The sequence below is a fragment of the Streptomyces sp. NPDC031497 genome (assembly GCF_055580905.1).
The window spans coordinates 423,388-436,395 of sequence record NZ_JBVIKO010000002.1 but is presented as its reverse complement, the minus strand read 5'-3'; the positions used below and the strand labels follow the sequence as shown (position 1 = coordinate 436,395).

At 71.2% G+C, this 13,008-nt stretch carries 11 protein-coding genes; 2 read left to right on the top strand and 9 right to left on the bottom strand.

Annotated features, from left to right (window positions below):
* Window positions 1-2 precede the first annotated feature (2 nt).
* Window positions 3-1,508: an MFS transporter gene (locus ACZ5K7_RS05255; protein WP_468910633.1), complete on the top strand. Its 1,506-nt coding sequence runs from the start codon at window positions 3-5 to the stop codon at window positions 1,506-1,508.
* A 96-nt stretch (window positions 1,509-1,604) separates the two neighbouring features.
* Here ACZ5K7_RS05255 and ACZ5K7_RS05250 read toward each other — a convergent pair whose 3' ends face one another.
* From ACZ5K7_RS05250 to ACZ5K7_RS05235, 4 genes are all read right to left on the bottom strand, one after another.
* Window positions 1,605-1,973 carry a cytochrome C oxidase subunit I gene (locus ACZ5K7_RS05250; protein WP_468910630.1) on the bottom strand — a complete coding sequence of 123 codons (369 nt, stop codon included), beginning with the start codon at window positions 1,971-1,973 and terminating at the stop codon, window positions 1,605-1,607.
* On the bottom strand, window positions 1,970-3,664 hold the full coding sequence (ctaD, locus tag ACZ5K7_RS05245; protein WP_351701154.1) for an aa3-type cytochrome oxidase subunit I: 1,695 nt from the start codon (window positions 3,662-3,664) through the stop codon (window positions 1,970-1,972). Before ctaD ends, ACZ5K7_RS05250 begins: the two co-directional genes overlap by 4 nt.
* A 174-nt stretch (window positions 3,665-3,838) precedes the next feature.
* On the bottom strand, window positions 3,839-5,326 hold the full coding sequence (locus tag ACZ5K7_RS05240) for an alginate lyase family protein (protein WP_468910627.1): 1,488 nt from the start codon (window positions 5,324-5,326) through the stop codon (window positions 3,839-3,841).
* A gap of 60 nt (window positions 5,327-5,386) precedes the next feature.
* A complete protein-coding gene (locus tag ACZ5K7_RS05235) occupies window positions 5,387-5,857 on the bottom strand; it encodes a DUF2269 family protein (RefSeq protein WP_351701151.1) in 471 nt (156 codons plus the stop codon).
* Between the two features lie 144 nt (window positions 5,858-6,001).
* Between ACZ5K7_RS05235 and ACZ5K7_RS05230 the strand changes: the two genes are divergently transcribed.
* Window positions 6,002-6,961 (top strand): GlxA family transcriptional regulator, encoded by a 960-nt coding sequence (locus tag ACZ5K7_RS05230; protein WP_468910623.1) that lies wholly within the window; start codon window positions 6,002-6,004, stop codon window positions 6,959-6,961.
* 278 nt (window positions 6,962-7,239) lie between these two features.
* Here ACZ5K7_RS05230 and ACZ5K7_RS05225 read toward each other — a convergent pair whose 3' ends face one another.
* From ACZ5K7_RS05225 to ACZ5K7_RS05205, 5 genes are all read right to left on the bottom strand, one after another.
* The gene (locus tag ACZ5K7_RS05225) at window positions 7,240-7,542 is read right to left on the bottom strand and encodes a hypothetical protein (protein WP_450972480.1); all 303 of its coding nucleotides are present in this window, start codon (window positions 7,540-7,542) and stop codon (window positions 7,240-7,242) included.
* 131 nt (window positions 7,543-7,673) lie between these two features.
* A complete protein-coding gene (locus ACZ5K7_RS05220) occupies window positions 7,674-8,966 on the bottom strand; it encodes a hypothetical protein (RefSeq protein ID WP_468910620.1) in 1,293 nt (430 codons plus the stop codon).
* 29 nt (window positions 8,967-8,995) lie between these two features.
* Entirely contained in the window at window positions 8,996-9,502 is a 507-nt protein-coding gene (locus tag ACZ5K7_RS05215) for a SigE family RNA polymerase sigma factor (protein WP_450972482.1), read from the bottom strand.
* Window positions 9,503-9,627: 125 nt separating this feature from the next.
* A complete protein-coding gene (locus ACZ5K7_RS05210; protein WP_468910616.1) occupies window positions 9,628-10,803 on the bottom strand; it encodes a serine hydrolase domain-containing protein in 1,176 nt (391 codons plus the stop codon).
* A gap of 118 nt (window positions 10,804-10,921) precedes the next feature.
* Window positions 10,922-12,850, bottom strand: coding sequence for an N-acetylmuramoyl-L-alanine amidase (locus tag ACZ5K7_RS05205; RefSeq protein WP_468910613.1), 1,929 nt, complete (start codon window positions 12,848-12,850; stop codon window positions 10,922-10,924).
* Window positions 12,851-13,008: the final 158 nt, after the last annotated feature.

Sequence of the window (13,008 nt, the reverse complement as noted above, 5' to 3'; positions counted from 1 at the left end):
GGATGGCTACGGGTGCGGACGTGGGCGTGGACGGGGTGGACGGCGGCAGCGGTCGGACGATCACCACCCGCATTCCGGCCCGCCTGGACCGCCTGCCCTGGTCCCGCTGGCACTGGACGATCGTCATCGGCCTGGGCACGGTCTGGATCCTGGACGGCCTGGAGGTCACGGTCGTAGGCAACATCGCGAGCCGCCTGTCGGAGCCGGGCAGCGGGCTCGCGATCTCCTCCTCCCAGGTCACCGGCCTGGCGGCCGCGCTGTACGTGGCCGGCGCCTGCTTCGGTGCCCTCTTCTGGGGCCGTCTGACCGACCGCCACGGCCGCAAGAAGCTCTTCATGATCACCCTGGTGGTCTATCTGGCCGCCACCGCTCTGACCTCGATCTCCTTCGCTCCCTGGTGGTTCTTCACCTTCCGCTTCCTGACCGGCTTCGGCATCGGCGGCGAGTACGCGGCGATCAACTCCGCGATCGACGAACTGATCCCGGCGTACTACCGCGGCCGCGTCGACCTCATCATCAACGGCAGCTTCTGGGTGGGCGCGGTCGGCGGCTCGCTGCTCTCGATCGTCGCCCTGAACACGGACTTCCTGGCGAAGGACGTGGGCTGGCGCCTGACCTTCGCGCTGGGGGTGGTCCTGGGCCTGGTCATCCTGCTGGTACGACGGAACGTCCCGGAGAGCCCGCGCTGGCTGCTGATCCACGGCAGGGAGCGGGAGGCGGAGGAGATCGTCTCCTCCATCGAGCGTCAGGTGGAGGCCGAGAAGGGCGAGCCGCTCCCCGAACCGGCGAGCGAGCTGGTGATCCACCAGCGGTCCGGTGTCAGCTTCCGGGAGATCGCCCGCACGGTCTTCCACGACTACCGCCGCCGGGCCGTCCTCGGCTTCTCCCTCTTCATCGGCCAGGCGTTCCTCTACAACGCGATCACCTTCGGCTTCGGCGTGATCCTCACCAAGTTCTTCGACGTGCCGACGGGGGACACCGGCTACTACTTCGCGGTCATCGCGGTCGGCAACTTCCTCGGCCCCCTGCTGCTGGGCAAGCTCTTCGACACGGTGGGCAGGAAGGTGATGATCTCCTCGACGTACCTCGGGTCGGGACTGCTCCTCTTCCTCACGGCCTGGCTGTTCGGCCGGGGCGCGCTGACGGCGAGCACGCTGACGGCGTGCTGGTGCGCGGTCCTGTTCCTCGCGTCGGCGGGAGCGTCCAGTGCGTACCTGACGGTGTCCGAGATCTTCCCGATGGAGACGAGGGCCATGTCGATCGCGTTCTTCTACGCGCTGGGCACGGCGGCCGGCGGCATCAGCGGGCCCCTGCTGTTCGCCGACCTGACGGGGACGGGGAAGGTGGGCGACACGGTGCTGGCCTTCCAGATCGGGGCGGGGCTGATGTGCGCGGCGGGGCTGGTGGCGGCGCTGTGCGCGGTGAACGCGGAGCGGCGGTCCCTGGAGGACATCGCGACACCACTGGCGGCGACGCCACCGGGCGGGACGGCGAAGGCCCCCGCGTAGGGGCGGCGGAGGCGGTACGGGTGGTGGGGCGGGGTACAGGGGGCCTTCGGGCCGCTCGGCGCCCCGGCGACCCGGCCGCGCGGCCGAAGAGGGTGCTCAGCGGCCCAGTGACACGGCTGCTGCCAGGCAGGCGGCGCCTGTGCACACGGCCATGGCCCATCCCGCACAGCGTGTCCGCAGCCCGCGGTACCGCCGCTCGTACTCGCCCCGCAGGGAGACGCACCGGGCGGCGATCCGTTCGAGGTCCTGCCGGGCGCGCTTGAGGCTGTCCTCGACGTAGTGGCGTTCGACCTCGTCACGCTGGGACGTGGTCAGCCAGTCCAGACGCCCGGTGAACTCCCGGGCCCGCTGTTCGGCCTCCGCGATCCTGGCCTGCCACAGCAGGTATCCCTCCACCTGGTTGGCGAGGTCCCCCTCGGCCTCCTGCCGCGGCCTGCCGCCCACCCGGTGTTCCGCGTCGGTCATGAGTGGACGCCGTGGGCCTCGGCCTCGGCGAGGGCGATGTCGGGGTGGTGCAGGTCGAACGCCGGGGACTCGCTGCGGATCCGCGGCAGGGTGACGAAGTTGTGCCGCGGCGGCGGGCAGGAGGTCGCCCACTCCAGCGAACGGCCGTAGCCCCACGGGTCGTCGACCTCGACCGGCTTGCCGTACCTGGCCGTCTTCCACACGTTGTAGAGGAACGGCACCATCGACAGGCCGAGCAGGAACGAACCGATCGACGAGACCGTGTTCAGCGCGGTGAAACCGTCCTGTGCCAGGTAGTCGGCGTACCGGCGCGGCATGCCCTCGGCGCCCAGCCAGTGCTGGACCAGGAACGTGGCGTGGAAGCCGATGAACAGCGTCCAGAAGGTGATCTTCCCGAGCCGCTCGTCGAGCATCTTGCCCGTCATCTTCGGCCACCAGAAGTGGAAGCCGGAGAACATCGCGAAGACGACCGTACCGAAGACCACGTAGTGGAAGTGGGCCACCACGAAGTACGAGTCGGAGACGTGGAAGTCCATCGGCGGCGAGGCCAGGATGACCCCGGTCAGACCACCGAACAGGAACGTCACCAGGAAGCCCGTCGCCCACAGCATCGGCGTCTCGAACGACACCGAGCCCTTCCACATGGTGCCGATCCAGTTGAAGAACTTCACCCCGGTCGGTACCGCGATCAGGAAGGTCATGAAAGCGAAGAAGGGGAGCAGGACGCCGCCGGTGACGTACATGTGGTGCGCCCAGACGGTGATGGACAGGCCGGCGATCGAGATGGTGGCCGCGACCAGGCCCATGTAGCCGAAGACCGGCTTGCGGGAGAAGACCGGGAGCACCTCGGTCACGATGCCGAAGAACGGCAGCGCGATGATGTACACCTCCGGGTGGCCGAAGAACCAGAAGAGGTTCTGCCACAGGAGCGCGCCGCCGTTCGCCGCGTCGAAGACGTGGGCGCCGAACTTGCGGTCCGCCTCCAGCGCGAACAGCGCGGCGGCGAGGACCGGGAAGGCGAAGAGGACCAGGACGGCGGTCAGCAGCACGTTCCACACGAAGATCGGCATGCGGAACATGGTCATGCCGGGGGCGCGCATGCAGATGATCGTGGTGATGAAGTTGACCGCGCCGAGGATGGTGCCGAAGCCGGAGAAGGCCAGACCCATGATCCACAGGTCGGAGCCGAGGCCCGGTGAGCGGATCGCGTCCGACAGCGGGGTGTAGGCGAACCAGCCGAAGTCGGCCGCGCCCTGCGGGGTGAGGAAGCCGCCGACCGCGATGGACGAGCCGAACAGGTAGAGCCAGTAGGCGAACATGTTCAGCCGCGGGAACGCGACGTCCGGCGCGCCGATCTGGAGCGGCATGATCCAGTTGGTGAAGCCGGCGAACAGCGGCGTCGCGAACATCAGCAGCATCACCGTGCCGTGCATCGTGAACGCCTGGTTGTACTGCTCGTTCGAGATGATCTGCAGGCCGGGACGGGCGAGCTCGGCGCGCATGAGCAGCGCCATCACACCGCCGATCAGGAAGAACGCGAACGACGTGATCAGATACAGCGTGCCGATCGTCTTGTGGTCGGTGGTGGTGAACCACTTGACCATCACGTTGCCGGGCTGCCGGCCTCGCAGCGGCACCTCGCTGTCGTAATGCGGGACGGCCGAGTGCTCGGGGTCGTTGAGAACGGTCACCTGTGTGTGTCTCCAGACGCTCGCGGTTCCCCCGCACCATGGCTGACTCTCCGGCCATCCTGGCCGCTCGAAGCGGGGAGAGAAGCCCTGAGCCGCCCGCCGTACGGCCGAACGGGCGATCAGGACCCACGAGTGGAGCAAGCCCGGGGCCCCTCCGGCCCCGGCGGACGGCCCCTAGCCGGCCCGGCGCCCGCGCTCCCGCCCTCGCCTCCGCAGCAACAGCAGCCCGCCCGCCAGCGCGGTGATCCCCGTGGCCGCGGTCCATCCGACGACGTCACCGGAGCCGGTGGCGGCGAGGTCGCCGCCCTTGCCCATGACCGACGGGGAGGAGGACGCCGAAGCGGACGCGGACGCCGGAGCGGACGCGGAAGGCGGTGCCGATGCCGGTGCCGTCGGACTCGGGGAGGACGTCGCACCCCCTGCCGCCTCCGTCCGGTCCCGCGTGAACGTCAAAGTCCCGAAGCCCAGTTGGTCGTACCCCCCGCTGTTCGGCCCGTAGTCCCCGCCGCCGCCCTCCGGCGCGGCCTTCGCCGCGATCCGGGTGACGTACGTCGCCGGCAGGCCCCGCCGCCTGGTGTAGTGGTTGGCGATCATCGCCCAGATGGGCCGCGTCATCGACGGATCGACGCCCGCCGCGGCCGTCACCGTCTCACTCCCCGACCACCCCCCGATCGCTCCCTTGCGTCGCGTGCTCGCGGTGAACGGCACCTGTCCGCCCATGCTCCACTTGGCGACGTACTGCGCCCCCTTGAGGAACCGGCTGTCGTCGTACCCGTACAGGTCGATCCCCTGGTTCCAGGCCATCTCGCAGAACGTGCCCATGAGCCCGACCCCGAGCAGCGCGTGCCCCTGGTCGCGCCCCGCCTCCAGCCACTCGCCCAGCCCGCCGTCCGCCTCCTCGTCGTACACGACGGGAATGGCGTTCCTGATCGCCCCGAGCCCGTCGCCGTGCTTGAAGTAGTCGACCGCGCGGGCGACCTGGGCGCGGTCGTCGCAGAAGATGCCGGTGGCCAGGACGCAGGCCATGGCGGCGAGGTCCCAGTTGGTCCAGTAGTTGGAGACGACGGCGCCGTTGTGCCGGACGAGGAAGTCGTCGCTGACCGCGCCGAAGCGCTTGCTCAGCATCTCCTGGAAGCGGGCGAGTTCGAAGTCCCCGTGGTCACGGACGAGTTCGGCGGCGTTCGCGAACTGGTAGCCGTACAGTCCGGCGGCCAGGAACCGGTCGGCTGACCCGTTGACCGCGGTGAGGGTGGACGACCAGGCGTTGAGGACGGCGACGGCGGTGTCGGCGTACTGGCTCTCGCCGGTCACGTGGTAGCGCAGGGCGTTCTGGTACGCGGCGTGGACGTCGTTGTAGAGGAGCGCGTAGTTCTCCGGGGTGCCCGAGCCCCGGTACACGACGGCCTGCGGCCGCGCCTGCCAGCCGCTCTGCGCGTGCCGGTTGGCGGTGAGCCGGGCGAACCCGGCCGCGTAGGGCGCGGCGCCCGCCTTCACCCGGGCGGCCATGCGGTCGAGATCGGTACGGGTGTGCAGCAGGCCGGGATGGGCGAAGGCCCCGTCGGCCGCCGCGGCGGGACGGTCCGCCGCGGCGATCCCCGCGGCGGCCCCCACCGCCGCTCCCGAGGCCTTCAGCAGACTCCGGCGGCTGATCTGTCGAGTCATGTGCATGCCCTGGGAGACGGACCGGCACGGTCCCGATAACAGAAACCCGGAACCGGTCGCTCAGGCGCCGGTCGTCGACCCCGGCCGCACGATCATCAGAACCGTCACGGCGGCCCAGAGCAGATTGAACACCCCGGTGAACATGGCGAGTCGGGCCGTAGCCTGCAGCGTGGCACCCTTCGCGCCGCCTTCCGTGGTGCCCTCCACCAGCGCGCTCTGCCGGGGCAGCACCAGCGCGGCGAGGACGACGGCCGCGAGGGCGGTGAGCGCGATCGACGTGATCAGCCAGGCACTGCCCAGCACATGCATATTGCTCGCGGTGGCGAACCCGAACACGGGGACGACGACACCGACGACGGCGTACACCCGGCAGATCCGGTACAGCAACTGGAGGGTCTCGGCGGCCCGGACGTCGTCCGGTGCCTCGATGGCGCGCCGGGCGGCCGGCGGGAACATGCTGGCGGCGACGGTGACGGGACCGATCGCGACGATCGCCGCGAGGACATGGACGGCGAGGAGGAACTTGGTCACGGCCTCGACCGTAGGCGGCCGGAAGATCTCGCAGAAGCGGCAATACTGCCACCACTCGACGGATTCTCGCCAGGAGTACGCGCCAAGGGCTGCGGGCAGCCGCCCCGGATTGGCGGCAACCCGTCGAAGAGGTACGTTCCTGCCATGCACACCGTCGCCGTACTGGTCCTGGACCAGGTCATCCCGTCCGACTTCACCGTGCCGATCGACACCTTCGGCTGGGCCCGGCTGCCCGACGGCCGGGACGCCTACCGGGTGCGGGTGTGCGGGCCGGCGGACGAGGTGACGGCGGCGGGCGGCGCGTTCACCGTCCGGGCGCCGTACGGGCTGGACGCCCTGGCCGAAGCGGACACGATCATCGTGCCGGGCGTCGCGGATCCCGCCTGCGCCCTGCCGGCCGAGGTCGCCGAGGCCCTGCGCGCGGCGGCGGCGGACGGCACGCGGATCGCCTCGGTCTGCGTCGGGGCGTTCGTCCTCGCGGCCACCGGCCTGCTGGACGGCCTGCGCGCCACCACGCACTGGGTCGCGGCCGACACCCTGGCCGCGCTGCACCCGGACATCGACGTCGACCCGAACGTCCTGTACGTCGACAACGGCCAGTTCCTGACCTCGGCGGGCGCGGCGGCGGCCATGGACATGTGCCTGCACCTGATCCGCAGGGACTACGGCTCGGCGGTCGCCGCCCACGCGGCCCGGATGTCGGTCATGCCGCTGGAACGGGAGGGCGGCCAGGCCCAGTTCATCGCCCACGACCAGCCGCCGGCCCCGGCCGGTGCCACCCTGGAGCCCCTGCTGAGCTGGCTGGAGGACAACTGCGACCGGGACCTGACCCTGGAGGAGGTGGCGGCGCGGGCCGGCATGAGCACCCGTACCCTTAACCGCCGCTTCCGCGACCAGACCGGCACGACCCCGCTGCAGTGGCTGCACCGGGCGCGGGTGCGCAGGGCGCAGCACCTGCTGGAGACCACCGCGCACCCCGTCGAACGCATCGCGACCCAGTCGGGCTTCGGCTCCCCGACGGCCTTCCGGGAACGCTTCCGCAGAGTGGTCGGCACGAGCCCACAGGCATACCGCCGGGCGTTCCGCAGCGCGGACGCGTCTTAGGCGTTCCGCCGGGTACCGCTGGGCGTTCCGCAGCGCGGACGCGTCTTAGGCGTTTCGCCGGGTACCGCTGGGCGTTCGGCAGCGCGGACGCCTCCTGGCGGGAGTCCGCGCCGAGCAGGGCCGGTGAAGTCCGCTGCGGTGCGGCCGTGCCCCGAAGGGACGCTGGGCGTACCCCCGCCGAGGGCTGGGGGAGGAACCGCGCGACCGGCTACGACGGTGCCGCGGTCGGCGACGGCCGAGCACGGCACTTCCAGCGGAGCGCCTGGCGTGGACGCCGCTCAGGCGCGCCGGTCGGCGACCGCCCAGGACGCCAGTGCCACCGCGCCCGCCACGCCGACGACGGACGGCCACGCGCCGACCTTCTTGGCCAGCGGATGCGACCCGGCGAACGCGGCGACGTACGCGACGGACAGCGCCCCGGCGGCCTTCCCGCCCGCCCGCCGCCGCCACTGCTGCGCGGCCGCGGCCCCGGCGACGGCCAGCACGGCCCCGCCCAGCGGCCGCTTCTTCGTCCACCGGGCCACGCCGTACCCTCCGACAAGCCCGCTCGCGGCGATCACCGAACTGGGAACCCTGGCCATGCCCGTCTCCTTCTGCCACCTTCTGCCAGCTTCTGGCTGGATTTCCCGAGGCTAACCCGGGGGCGGCGGCACGGACCGAACATGAGTCGACCCGTGTCAACCCTGCTCCGCCCAGGAGACGACCGCGGCCGTCATGACCGCCACTTCGGGCTGAGCGCGATGGCGCGCAGTTGCTTCATGGTCAGCGCCGGCGCGGAGCGGGTCGCGGCGGTCTGCTGGGAGCCGGAGTTGAAGGCGCTGATCACCACACGGAAGCCGTCGGTGCGCATGGTGTCGACGGTCCACATGACAACCCCGTCGCCCCCCTTCTCCCCGGGCCCCTGCCGCTCGGCGACCTTCGTCCCGTCGGACAGGGTTTCGGACCCGCTGCCGAACAAGTCATCGGCCACATCGGACATGTCCGGCTGCACATTGATCTGGACGAGACTCCTGCCCTTGCCGTCGTCGACGACGACGTAGGTGAACTGGTCGTCGTCATCGGCCCCGTGCGCCACGACCTTGAGCCCCTTGGGAATCAGCGAGGCGAGGGTCTGCCGGATCGCCTTGCCCCCGTCGCCGTCGTCCTGCCCCGTGGGCGGCTCCTGGGTCTGCCGGGGATCCTCCGGAATGGCGTCGACGACCCCACGCCAGTCCGCCGCGGCCGCGAGGGTCCTCAACTGTGCCGCGGACAGCGGAGGCTGGTCCCGGCTGATCGGCGCGTCCTTCTCGGCGGCGGCGTTCCACTCGCTCACGGTGACGTGATGGCCGTCCGGGGTGACGAGGTTCGCGGTCCAGAGCTTGGTGTCCACGCGCCGGTCGGGATACTCGTACCCCTTCACGACGGTGACGACGGAAGCGTCGGGCAGATGGCTGGTGGCGCAACTGTCGTACGGGATGAAGACCTTGTCCGGGCATTGGACGGCCTGCCGGGCGTCGGACCCGCCGGGCAGCACCCGGTTCACGGCGACGCTGATGGCGGCGGCGCCGTGCCCGTCGTCGTACACGAGCTGCGCGTACGGCGCCACGAGCGGCGCGCCCTTGTCGACGCCCCGACCCTCCGCCTTGCTGAACGTGCCCTTCGGCAGCAGCCTCTCCAGCGTGCGGATCATGTCGTCCGAGGTGACGGCCCGGGTGGCGGAGGCGGTCGGGGACTGGGTGACGCGCGGGGTGGTGCTCACGGCGGCGAGCGGCCGTGCGGGCGACGACCCGCCCCAGGGCACCAGCAGCGCACCGCCCACGCCGGCCAGCGCGACACCGGCGGCGCCGCCCAGCACGGTGGTCCGCCGCCGCAGCCGTAGCCGCCGACCCCGCACCGTACCGGCGGCGGCGAGCGCGCCCCGGTCGGTGTCGAAGGTGTCGCCGGCGTCGTGCAGGGCGGCGGCGAGCCGGAGTTCGAAGGGATCGCTACCGCTGTTGCCGTCGCTGTGCTGCTGCTCCACGGGCATGACGAACCACCGTTTCCACGAGTTTGAGGTCAGGAGCGGGCGTACTCGGCGAGGTCCTCGCCCAGCAGCTCCCGCAACCGCGCGAGGGCGCGCACGCACCGCGTACGGACGGCGGCCGAACTCACGTTGAGCGCGTCCGCGGTCTCGTGTATCGACCGGTCCTCCCAGTACCGCAGGACGACGACGGCCCGGTCCTTGGCGGGCAGCCGTGCGAGCGCGTCGAGGAGGGTCAGCCGGAGCGAGGGATCGGCGCCGGTGTCGGCGAGGTCGGGGAACGAGTCCCTGGCCCGCTCACTGCTGCTGAACCGGCGCCGGTGCGCGAGGAAGGTCCGGGTGAGCACGGTCTGCGCGTACCCGGCGGGATTCCCGACCCGGGAGACCCGGCCCCACCGGAGGTAGATCCGCCCGAGTGCCTCCTGCACCAGGTCCTCCGCGAGATGGGTGTCCCCGGCCGTGAGCAGGCAGGCGGACCGGTACATATGTCCGGCCCGCGCCGCGGCGAACTCGGCGAAGTCCTCCCCAGGCCCCTGCCCCATCCGCAGTCTCCCCCGTCCCCATCGCCCTGCCGTTCCACCTCATTGATGCGGTGGGCCGGGCCAAATGTTTCAAAGAATTCTCAGGGGCGGCTCATTGCTTCCGTTCTCTCCTTCTCGTCTCCCGGTCAGCGGGCCAGCGCCTCCCGCACCGCGTCGACGAGGGCGGACGCCCGCGGGTCCTCCGCCCCTTCCACGATGCTGTTCATGACGTAACCGAAGGCGATGCCGTGCTCGGGGTCGGCGAAGGCCAGCGACCCGCCGCGCCCGGGATGCCCGAACGCGCGGGGACCGGTCATCGGGTTGGTCTCGACGGGCAACATGTACCCGGACCCGTACCGGATCGGCAGCATGATGACCTTGTCCACCCCGGCGGCCTGCTCCGCGGCCGCGGACGCGAGCGTCTCCGGCGTGAACAGCCGTACCCCGTCCACCTCCCCGATCAGCGCGGCGTACATCCGCGCCAGCCCCCGCGCCGTACCGATCCCGTTGGACGCGGGCAGCTCCGCGGCCTGCACCTCGGCCGAGTTGAAGTCGATCTCGACGGGATCGGTGACGGCGAACGCCCTGTTGCTCAGCGAGTCCGGATCCTGCAACGCGGCGACGAGCTCCCGCACCTCCGGCGGCACGAGATCCAGCGGTACGGTGCTCAGGTCGACCTCCGGCTTCGGATACACCATCCGGCTCACCCGACCGCGCTCGGCCGCCGGTAGCCCGATGAAGAAGTCGAGCCCGAGCGGCCCCGCGACCTCCTCGGCGAAGTACCGCCCCGGCGTACGCCCGGACACCCGCCGGATCACCTCCCCGACCAGCCACCCGAAGGTCCGCCCGTGGTACCCGTGCGCGGTCCCTGGCTCCCACGCGGGCCGCTGAGCGGCGAGCGCGTCCACCATCGGCTGCCACCGCAACGCGGCCTCCAACGGCACGGGCGGTTCCACGGTCACCACCCCGGCCCGATGCGACAACAGCCACCGCACCGGGATCTCCGCCTTGCCGTTCACCGCGAACTCCGGCCAGTAGGCGGCCACCGGCGCATCGAGATCCAACTCCCCACGCTGGGCGAGCAGATGCGCGACGGTGGCGGTGACCCCCTTGGTCGCGGAGTACACCAGCTGCAGGGTGTCCCGCTCCCAGAGCCGCCCGGTATCGGGATCAGCGACCCCACCCCACAGGTCCACCACGGGCCGCCCGTCCCGATACACACATACGGCGGCCCCGACATCCCCACGCTGCTCGAAGTTGGCGGCGAACGCCTCCCGCACGCCCTCGAACCCGACCGCGACTTCCCCGTTGATTGTCGTCATGCCCTCATCCTGGCACCGCGGCCGTGCATGTCCATGCCTTATACAGCCAGGGGGTGCCCAGGAGGCCGGAACCTCCCTGGGCACCCCCTACCCCCTTCGGGGTGCGGTCAGAGGACCGTCATGAGTCCGTGGACGTGACGTCCGAGGCGTACACGAGGGCGACCCGGTGGTTGTACTGGATGGTGTACATCGCCTTGGCGCCGGTGACGACCGTGCCGCTGGACGGGAAGAAGTCGTCCGTGAGGGACGGCGCCACGGTGGCCACGTAGGCCTGGCCGGCCGGTACGGAGTACATGCTCAGCGCGGCCTGCGTCGAGGGCGACAGTCCCGCGGGGTACTCGGCGGCGTCCGGGTAGCTGGAGCCGTACACCGCCACCGGGGAGCTGCCGGCCGCCGTGATCACCTTCACGCCGTGGGCCGGCGCGGTGTTGCAGCCGTGCGGGTTGTGGAACCACACCTTCGCGCCGCTGTACCAGACGGCGGTCCAGTCGCCATCCTGATCGGCGACCACGAACTGCTGTCCCGCCGCCGCGGTGCTGCCCCAGTCGTTGATCCGGTCGGTGCCGGCCGCGCCGGGGTGAATCGCCTGGTCCCCGAAGAGGGGAGCGGTGTCGCTGGGCCCGGTGCGCAGGTAGACGAAGTTCGACGCCTGCTGCGTCTCGGTGCACGCGGTGGTGGCGCCGGTCGGGTCGTCGGAGGGGCAGATCTGGACGGTCTGCAGGTTGTCGGCGAAACGGGGGGCGATCGTGACCACCGAGCCGACGGGACCGACGCCGTGCCGCCCGGTGTGCACTCCGAGCAGGCTCATGAGGTGGTTCCAGTCCCAGGACGGGCCCGGGTCCCAGTGCATGCCCGAGACGAGGGACGACTTCGGCCCGGCGACGTTGTCATGGCCGATGATGTGCTGCCGGTCCAGCGGTATGTCGAAACGCGCGGCGAGGTACTTCACCAACTCGGCCGTGGCCTCGTACTGCGCCTCGGTGTACCAGGTGGCACCGTGCGCGGCGTAGCCCTCGTGCTCGATGCCGATCGAGTGCATGTTGGTCGAGTAGTTGCCCGCGTGGAAGGCGAGGTCCTTCGTGGGCACCATCTGCGTCACCGCGCCGTCGGAGGACCGCATGACGTAGTGCGCGGCGGCGCCGCCCGCCTGCTCGAAGGTGGTGATGGCGGCGTCGTACGAGCTCTCGGTGTCGTGGATGACGATGCTGTCGATCCGGATACCGTTGGCGGGGCGGTTGGAGACCTGCCCGTTGGACGGCGCCGCCGGCACGAAGGTGCAGGCGACGGTGGTCGGGCACTCGGTGGCGGTGTCCGCCGCGGACTTCAGGTCCAGGGAGGCCAACTGGCGGGTGGCCGGGGCGACATCGCTGTCAGCCGCCAGCTTCACGTGCTCGCCGTCGGCCGTGGTGCGGTGCACGCCCTTCTTCACGGTGGCGAAGACACGGTCGGCGAAGGCCGTGGCGCCCTGCCGCGCGGTGGACTGGCTGTAACGGGCCACGGCCGCGTACCAGTTGCCGGGGTCGGTGGAGTCCTTCGAGCCCGACCCGGTCACGGCCTTCTGGTACGAGGCGAGCAGGGCCGCACCACCGCGGATATTGGCCGCCGGATCGGTACGCAACTTCTGGGCCGACAGACCGGTCAGCTTCGCGGCGGCCTGAAGGGTGTGCAGGGCCGGAGCACCGGCAAGCCTCGCCAACTCCCCACGGCCCGCCGCGCCCGCGTCGCCGCCGGCCATCATCGCCGGGGTGACGTCCGTCAGATGCATCGGACCGTAGCCGCCGTCCGTGCTGTGCTGCCCGGCGTGCGTGTCCCAGGCCGACTCCTGGTACGCCACCGCCAGCAGCACCTGACGCGGCACGTGGTACGCGTCGGCGGCGGCCGTGAAGTCCTGTTGCAGCGAGGTCGCCGCCACCGGGGTTCCACCGGCGGCCAGCGCCGGCACCGGCACGGCCGTCCCACCCGCGACGGCGAGCGCGGCGACGGCGGTCAGCAGGGCCGGACGGCGGGACTTCGACGCGTCGCCGCGTCTGGGATTGCTTGCGCTCATGAATGGGTCCTCAGACCTCGGAGGATCAAGTGACGGAATGGAGGATGCGCGCGACGGGACATCGGTTCATCGGTCCACCGACCGGGCCGGTATGCGCGCGGCTCCGCGACCTACGCGGGGCTTCGTCCGTCGGCGCCTGGCAGTGGATGATCCCTCTC

Excerpts from the sequence above, each read along its gene's own strand:
- ACZ5K7_RS05255 (WP_468910633.1), top strand. The coding sequence starts at position 3 with ATGGCTACGGGTGCGGACGTGGGCGTGGACGGGGTGGACGGCGGCAGC.
- ACZ5K7_RS05250 (WP_468910630.1), bottom strand. The coding sequence starts at position 1,973 with ATGACCGACGCGGAACACCGGGTGGGCGGCAGGCCGCGGCAGGAGGCC.
- ACZ5K7_RS05240 (WP_468910627.1), bottom strand. The coding sequence starts at position 5,326 with ATGACTCGACAGATCAGCCGCCGGAGTCTGCTGAAGGCCTCGGGAGCG.
- ACZ5K7_RS05230 (WP_468910623.1), top strand. The coding sequence starts at position 6,002 with ATGCACACCGTCGCCGTACTGGTCCTGGACCAGGTCATCCCGTCCGAC.
- ACZ5K7_RS05225 (WP_450972480.1), bottom strand. The coding sequence starts at position 7,542 with ATGGCCAGGGTTCCCAGTTCGGTGATCGCCGCGAGCGGGCTTGTCGGA.
- ACZ5K7_RS05220 (WP_468910620.1), bottom strand. The coding sequence starts at position 8,966 with ATGCCCGTGGAGCAGCAGCACAGCGACGGCAACAGCGGTAGCGATCCC.
- ACZ5K7_RS05215 (WP_450972482.1), bottom strand. The coding sequence starts at position 9,502 with ATGGGGCAGGGGCCTGGGGAGGACTTCGCCGAGTTCGCCGCGGCGCGG.
- ACZ5K7_RS05210 (WP_468910616.1), bottom strand. The coding sequence starts at position 10,803 with ATGACGACAATCAACGGGGAAGTCGCGGTCGGGTTCGAGGGCGTGCGG.
- ACZ5K7_RS05205 (WP_468910613.1), bottom strand. The coding sequence starts at position 12,850 with ATGAGCGCAAGCAATCCCAGACGCGGCGACGCGTCGAAGTCCCGCCGT.